This window comes from Mycoplasmopsis cynos (genome assembly GCF_900660545.1).
Lineage (GTDB): Bacteria > Bacillota_I > Bacilli_A > Mycoplasmatales > Metamycoplasmataceae > Mycoplasmopsis > Mycoplasmopsis cynos.
This window is the reverse complement of sequence record NZ_LR214991.1, coordinates 1-6,198: the sequence shown is the minus strand read 5'-3', so window position 1 is coordinate 6,198 and position 6,198 is coordinate 1. Positions and strand designations below refer to the sequence as shown.

Here is a 6,198-nt window from a genome sequence, read left to right as displayed (position 1 = left end):
TGAAATAGTAATGATACTTGTAGCTGTCATAATTAAGCATTTATTAATAATTTTTTTCCATTTTTTCATAACCTTATAATTTTTATTTTAAAAGTATATGGAAACATTTCCGTTGTGTGTTTTTGGACTAGTCATCTTGACAAATTAATATAACATAAGTAACTAAAACACATAGAATATAGATATATATGTTACGGCTGATGGTAATAAATAGTTTAAATTGACTCATCAAAATGTCGCTTATTAATAATAAAAAGACATTAGAATAATTTTTATGAAGTAATTAAAAAATTGAATCTAACTTTAATTGAAAAATTGTTAAAATTAGATTGAAAAATTAAAATAATTCTATTTATATATTTTTTATATAGTTCTTACTTTTTTAATATAAAATATAATAAGATAATACTTAGATCGGATTTTAGTTATGATTAAATATAAACGAATCTTAATAAAACTATCAGGTGAGGGTTTTGCAAATAAGGAAAACATCTTGCTATTGATAATGAATTAGTTAAAAGAATTGCTTTACAATTAAAAGAAATTGTTAATCAAGGGGTTCAAGTGTCGATAGTTATAGGGGGTGGTAATTTTTGAAGAGGAGCTTCTGCAGAAAAAAACGGGATACCTAGAAATCGTGCTGATTACATTGGTATGTTAGCTACAATTATGAATGGTTTAGCGTTAAGAAGTGGTTTTGAACTTGTTGGATTAAAAGCAAGGGTTCAAAGTTCTTTAACTGTAGATCCAAAAATTGCAGAGAATTATGTTAATGAAAAGACACTAAAATACCTTGAAAGTGGAGAAGTTGTTATTTTTGTAGGCGGAACAGGGAGACCGTATTTCACCACTGATACTGCATCAACTTTATATGCATCTGAAATTGGAGCGGAAGTAATTTTGATGGGAAAGAACGGGACAGACGGAGTTTATGATTCTGATCCAAAATTAAACAAAAATGCCCATCGTTATGATAAAATCACATATGATGAAATTCTTGAAAAAAAATTACAAGTTATGGATTTAACTGCCACAAGTATGGCAAGAGATAACAATATAAATTTAATTATTTTTAACCTTTTAGAAGAGAATTCAATATTAAAAGCGCTAGAAGGCGAAATTAAACATACAGAGGTAACAAACTAATGGAACTAGATTATTATTTACTAGAACTTGAAGAGAAAAGCGAAAAACCAATAAATCATTTTAAGTTTGAAATGTCAAAAATTTCAACTGGAAGAGCTAACCCTCAAATAATTAAAGGTATAAAAGTGTTGTATTATGAGTCAATGACACCACTTGAAGAATTGTCTAATATAAGTGTACCTGAACCACAACAACTTTTAATAAAACCATATGATATTACTTCAATTAAAGATATTTGTAAAGCAATGGAAAAGGCTAATTTAGGTATTATGCCTGTTGATGAAGGGAATCAGATTAGATTAACTTTTCCTACTTTAACTATTGAAAGACGTAGAGAAATGATTAAGAATTTAGGTAAATTGTCTGAAACTGCTAAGGTAGGTATTAGAAACGTAAGACAGGATGTAAATAAATTGATTAAAGCTGATGAAGAACTTTCAGAAGATGACCAAAAGAAATATTTAGAAAAAGTGCAGAAAAATGTAGATATTTTAATTGAGAAAGTTAATTCTCTTACAAAAGAAAAAGAAAATGAATTAATGAATAAATAAAAATCATTTAGTACTATTTGCAGTACTAAATGATTTTTATTTATATTCATCTTTTAAATATTTATCAGGTATAGAAAAGATATTTATGTGACAATACCCACTTGGATTCTTTTGTAAATATTTTTGATGATATTCTTCAGCTCTTGTTTGATCAGTTACAGGAAGTAGTTCAATATGATTATTTTTACTTGTTTGAGCAATAAAATCATTGTTAATTGTTTTAAATTCATTTAGCGTTAATGGATCATTTGTATATATCCCAATTCTATATTGAGTTCCAATATCATTTCCTTGTTTATTTAGCGAATAAGGGTCAACAATTTGTAAATATAAATAAAATAATTCTCTTTCATTAATAATAGTATCATCATAAACTAATTTAACGGCTTCTACATGGTTTGAAATTTGACAAACATCTTTGTAACTTACGCCTTCATAACCACCGTTTATGTAATAAACCGCAGTTGACTCAATTCCCTTGATTCGTGAAAAATAAGCTTCAACTCCTCAAAAGCATCCACCTGCAACAAAAATTTCTTTTTTCATTTTCTCTCCTTTTAATTTATGTATTTATTATATTTTAAAATTAAATATTTAAATTGAATAATTGAATAAAATTAGAATAAAATTTGGATCAGTAAAGTTTTGAATAATTATTAGATAGACCGTTAGGTTGGAAAAGTATTCAGGAATTACCTGAATACTTTTTTATCCTAAATCAAAGTTTATTAAGCTATTTTTTTATATTTTGATTTAAATGATAAATATATCAGAATTTGTATTATATAAACAATTGCTCCAGTTGTTTGGAATAATAGTGTTACATATCACATTGCTGTACCAAAATCTAGTAACATTGCGAAGTAAATACCTAATGAAATGTTGAGGATTAATCCACAACATAATAACACAAATGAAATTCCTTCTGCTGATTTATTTTTTAAAGTCTTGATGATTTGTGCTATAAATGGTAATGCAGTACATGAGTTAGCAAAAATTGTTAATATTGTCAAAAATGTGCTTGATGATTCGAAATATCCATTACTTTTTGCTGCGTATTCAGAAATTCATCATATTAATAAACTGAAGAATACGATTCATAAGGCAAAAATAATAGTTATTCTAGCTATGGGCTTTATTTTTTTGTCTAAGATCATAAAAAGTGTTAATGTTAACGCCATAATTCCGACAAAAAGAGTGTTACCAATTATGTTGATAATTATGTTAGGGTCAGTTTTTTTCAGCATTGTCATTACTGCTACAAATATAGCACCACCAGTATAATAAATAAAGAACGCAGGGTATGAAACATTAGAAATGTTTTTTGTTTTTAATGTTGTCAACAGCTGTGGAATAGCAAAAACACCATTAAAATTACAGAGAGAATACCAAAAATTTTAATTTTTGGTATTCTCTCTTAATTTAATTGTTATTTGGCATATTCCACAGCTGTTGACAACATTAAAAACAAAAAACATTTCTAATGTTTCATACCCTGCGTTCTTTATTTATTATACTGGTGGTGCTATATTTGTAGCAGTAATGACAATGCTGAAAAAAACTGACCCTAACATAATTATCAACATAATTGGTAACACTCTTTTTGTCGGAATTATGGCGTTAACATTAACACTTTTTATGATCTTAGACAAAAAAATAAAGCCCATAGCTAGAATAACTATTATTTTTGCCTTATGAATCGTATTCTTCAGTTTATTAATATGATGAATTTCTGAATACGCAGCAAAAAGTAATGGATATTTCGAATCATCAAGCACATTTTTGACAATATTAACAATTTTTGCTAACTCATGTACTGCATTACCATTTATAGCACAAATCATCAAGACTTTAAAAAATAAATCAGCAGAAGGAATTTCATTTGTGTTATTATGTTGTGGATTAATCCTCAACATTTCATTAGGTATTTACTTCGCAATGTTACTAGATTTTGGTACAGCAATGTGATATGTAACACTATTATTCCAAACAACTGGAGCAATTGTTTATATAATACAAATTCTGATATATTTATCATTTAAATCAAAATATAAAAAAATAGCTTAATAAACTTTGATTTAGGATAAAAAAGTATTCAGGTAATTCCTGAATACTTTTCCAACCTAACGGTCTATCTAATAATTATTCAAAACTTTACTGATCCAAATTTTATTCTAATTTTTATTCAATTATTCAATTTAAATATTTAATTTTAAAATATAATAAATACATAAATTAAAAGGAGAGAAAATGAAAAAAGAAATTTTTGTTGCAGGTGGATGCTTTTGAGGAGTTGAAGCTTATTTTTCACGAATCAAGGGAATTGAGTCAACTGCGGTTTATTACATAAACGGTGGTTATGAAGGCGTAAGTTACAAAGATGTTTGTCAAATTTCAAACCATGTAGAAGCCGTTAAATTAGTTTATGATGATACTATTATTAATGAAAGAGAATTATTTTATTTATATTTACAAATTGTTGACCCTTATTCGCTAAATAAACAAGGAAATGATATTGGAACTCAATATAGAATTGGGATATATACAAATGATCCATTAACGCTAAATGAATTTAAAACAATTAACAATGATTTTATTGCTCAAACAAGTAAAAATAATCATATTGAACTACTTCCTGTAACTGATCAAACAAGAGCTGAAGAATATCATCAAAAATATTTACAAAAGAATCCAAGTGGGTATTGTCACATAAATATCTTTTCTATACCTGATAAATATTTAAAAGATGAATATAAATAAAAATCATTTAGTACTGCAAATAGTACTAAATGATTTTTATTTATTCATTAATTCATTTTCTTTTTCTTTTGTAAGAGAATTAACTTTCTCAATTAAAATATCTACATTTTTCTGCACTTTTTCTAAATATTTCTTTTGGTCATCTTCTGAAAGTTCTTCATCAGCTTTAATCAATTTATTTACATCCTGTCTTACGTTTCTAATACCTACCTTAGCAGTTTCAGACAATTTACCTAAATTCTTAATCATTTCTCTACGTCTTTCAATAGTTAAAGTAGGAAAAGTTAATCTAATCTGATTCCCTTCATCAACAGGCATAATACCTAAATTAGCCTTTTCCATTGCTTTACAAATATCTTTAATTGAAGTAATATCATATGGTTTTATTAAAAGTTGTTGTGGTTCAGGTACACTTATATTAGACAATTCTTCAAGTGGTGTCATTGACTCATAATACAACACTTTTATACCTTTAATTATTTGAGGGTTAGCTCTTCCAGTTGAAATTTTTGACATTTCAAACTTAAAATGATTTATTGGTTTTTCGCTTTTCTCTTCAAGTTCTAGTAAATAATAATCTAGTTCCATTAGTTTGTTACCTCTGTATGTTTAATTTCGCCTTCTAGCGCTTTTAATATTGAATTCTCTTCTAAAAGGTTAAAAATAATTAAATTTATATTGTTATCTCTTGCCATACTTGTGGCAGTTAAATCCATAACTTGTAATTTTTTTTCAAGAATTTCATCATATGTGATTTTATCATAACGATGGGCATTTTTGTTTAATTTTGGATCAGAATCATAAACTCCGTCTGTCCCGTTCTTTCCCATCAAAATTACTTCCGCTCCAATTTCAGATGCATATAAAGTTGATGCAGTATCAGTGGTGAAATACGGTCTCCCTGTTCCGCCTACAAAAATAACAACTTCTCCACTTTCAAGGTATTTTAGTGTCTTTTCATTAACATAATTCTCTGCAATTTTTGGATCTACAGTTAAAGAACTTTGAACCCTTGCTTTTAATCCAACAAGTTCAAAACCACTTCTTAACGCTAAACCATTCATAATTGTAGCTAACATACCAATGTAATCAGCACGATTTCTAGGTATCCCGTTTTTTTCTGCAGAAGCTCCTCTTCAAAAATTACCACCCCCTATAACTATCGACACTTGAACCCCTTGATTAACAATTTCTTTTAATTGTAAAGCAATTCTTTTAACTAATTCATTATCAATAGCAAGATGTTTTTCCTTATTTGCAAAACCCTCACCTGATAGTTTTATTAAGATTCGTTTATATTTAATCATAACTAAAATCCGATCTAAGTATTATCTTATTATATTTTATATTAAAAAAGTAAGAACTATATATAAAAAATATATAAATAGAATTATTTTAATTTTTCAATCTAATTTTAACAATTTTCAATTAAAGTTAGATTCAATTTTTTAATTACTTCATAAAAATTATTCTAATGTCTTTTTATTATTAATAAGCGACATTTTGATGAGTCAATTTAAACTATTTATTACCATCAGCCGTAACATATATATCTATATTCTATGTGTTTTAGTTACTTATGTTATATTAATTTGTCAAGATGACTAGTCCAAAAACACACAACGGAAATGTTTCCATATACTTTTAAAATAAAATTATAAGGTTATGAAAAAATGGAAAAAAATTATTAATAAATGCTTAATTATGACAGCTACAAGTATCATTACTATTTCAAACGCAT

7 protein-coding genes and 1 pseudogene are annotated in these 6,198 nt (G+C 26.7%); 4 read left to right on the top strand and 4 right to left on the bottom strand.

Annotated elements, in window-relative coordinates; translation table 4 throughout:
• The first annotated feature begins 427 nt into the window (after window positions 1-427).
• Both pyrH (EXC48_RS04595) and frr (EXC48_RS04590) read left to right on the top strand, forming a co-directional pair.
• Window positions 428-1,146 (top strand): annotated as a pseudogene (pyrH, locus tag EXC48_RS04595) (UMP kinase).
• Window positions 1,146-1,697 carry a ribosome recycling factor gene (frr, locus tag EXC48_RS04590; RefSeq protein WP_129720385.1) on the top strand — a complete coding sequence of 184 codons (552 nt, stop codon included), beginning with the start codon at window positions 1,146-1,148 and terminating at the stop codon, window positions 1,695-1,697. Before pyrH (EXC48_RS04595) ends, frr (EXC48_RS04590) begins: the two are co-directional and overlap by 1 nt.
• A gap of 36 nt (window positions 1,698-1,733) precedes the next feature.
• Here frr (EXC48_RS04590) and msrA (EXC48_RS04585) read toward each other — a convergent pair whose 3' ends face one another.
• Together msrA (EXC48_RS04585) and EXC48_RS04580 are read right to left on the bottom strand one after the other, a co-directional pair.
• Complete coding sequence (gene msrA, locus EXC48_RS04585) at window positions 1,734-2,243, bottom strand: peptide-methionine (S)-S-oxide reductase MsrA (protein WP_015286896.1); 510 nt, start codon at window positions 2,241-2,243, stop codon at window positions 1,734-1,736.
• Window positions 2,244-2,425: 182 nt separating this feature from the next.
• On the bottom strand, window positions 2,426-3,040 hold the full coding sequence (locus EXC48_RS04580) for a PQ-loop repeat-containing protein (RefSeq protein ID WP_129721109.1): 615 nt from the start codon (window positions 3,038-3,040) through the stop codon (window positions 2,426-2,428).
• A gap of 109 nt (window positions 3,041-3,149) precedes the next feature.
• Here EXC48_RS04580 and EXC48_RS04575 point away from each other — a divergent pair, with 109 nt between their 5' ends.
• Together EXC48_RS04575 and msrA (EXC48_RS04570) are read left to right on the top strand one after the other, a co-directional pair.
• Complete coding sequence (locus EXC48_RS04575; RefSeq protein ID WP_129721109.1) at window positions 3,150-3,764, top strand: PQ-loop repeat-containing protein; 615 nt, start codon at window positions 3,150-3,152, stop codon at window positions 3,762-3,764.
• A gap of 183 nt (window positions 3,765-3,947) precedes the next feature.
• Window positions 3,948-4,457 (top strand): peptide-methionine (S)-S-oxide reductase MsrA, encoded by a 510-nt coding sequence (msrA, locus tag EXC48_RS04570; protein WP_015286896.1) that lies wholly within the window; start codon window positions 3,948-3,950, stop codon window positions 4,455-4,457.
• Between the two features lie 36 nt (window positions 4,458-4,493).
• Here the strand turns inward: msrA (EXC48_RS04570) and frr (EXC48_RS04565) are convergent, their stop codons facing one another.
• Complete coding sequence (frr, locus tag EXC48_RS04565) at window positions 4,494-5,045, bottom strand: ribosome recycling factor (protein ID WP_129720385.1); 552 nt, start codon at window positions 5,043-5,045, stop codon at window positions 4,494-4,496.
• A complete protein-coding gene (gene pyrH, locus EXC48_RS04560; protein WP_129720384.1) occupies window positions 5,045-5,764 on the bottom strand; it encodes a UMP kinase in 720 nt (239 codons plus the stop codon). The genes frr (EXC48_RS04565) and pyrH (EXC48_RS04560) overlap by 1 nt, the downstream gene beginning before the upstream one ends.
• Window positions 5,765-6,198 lie beyond the last annotated feature (434 nt).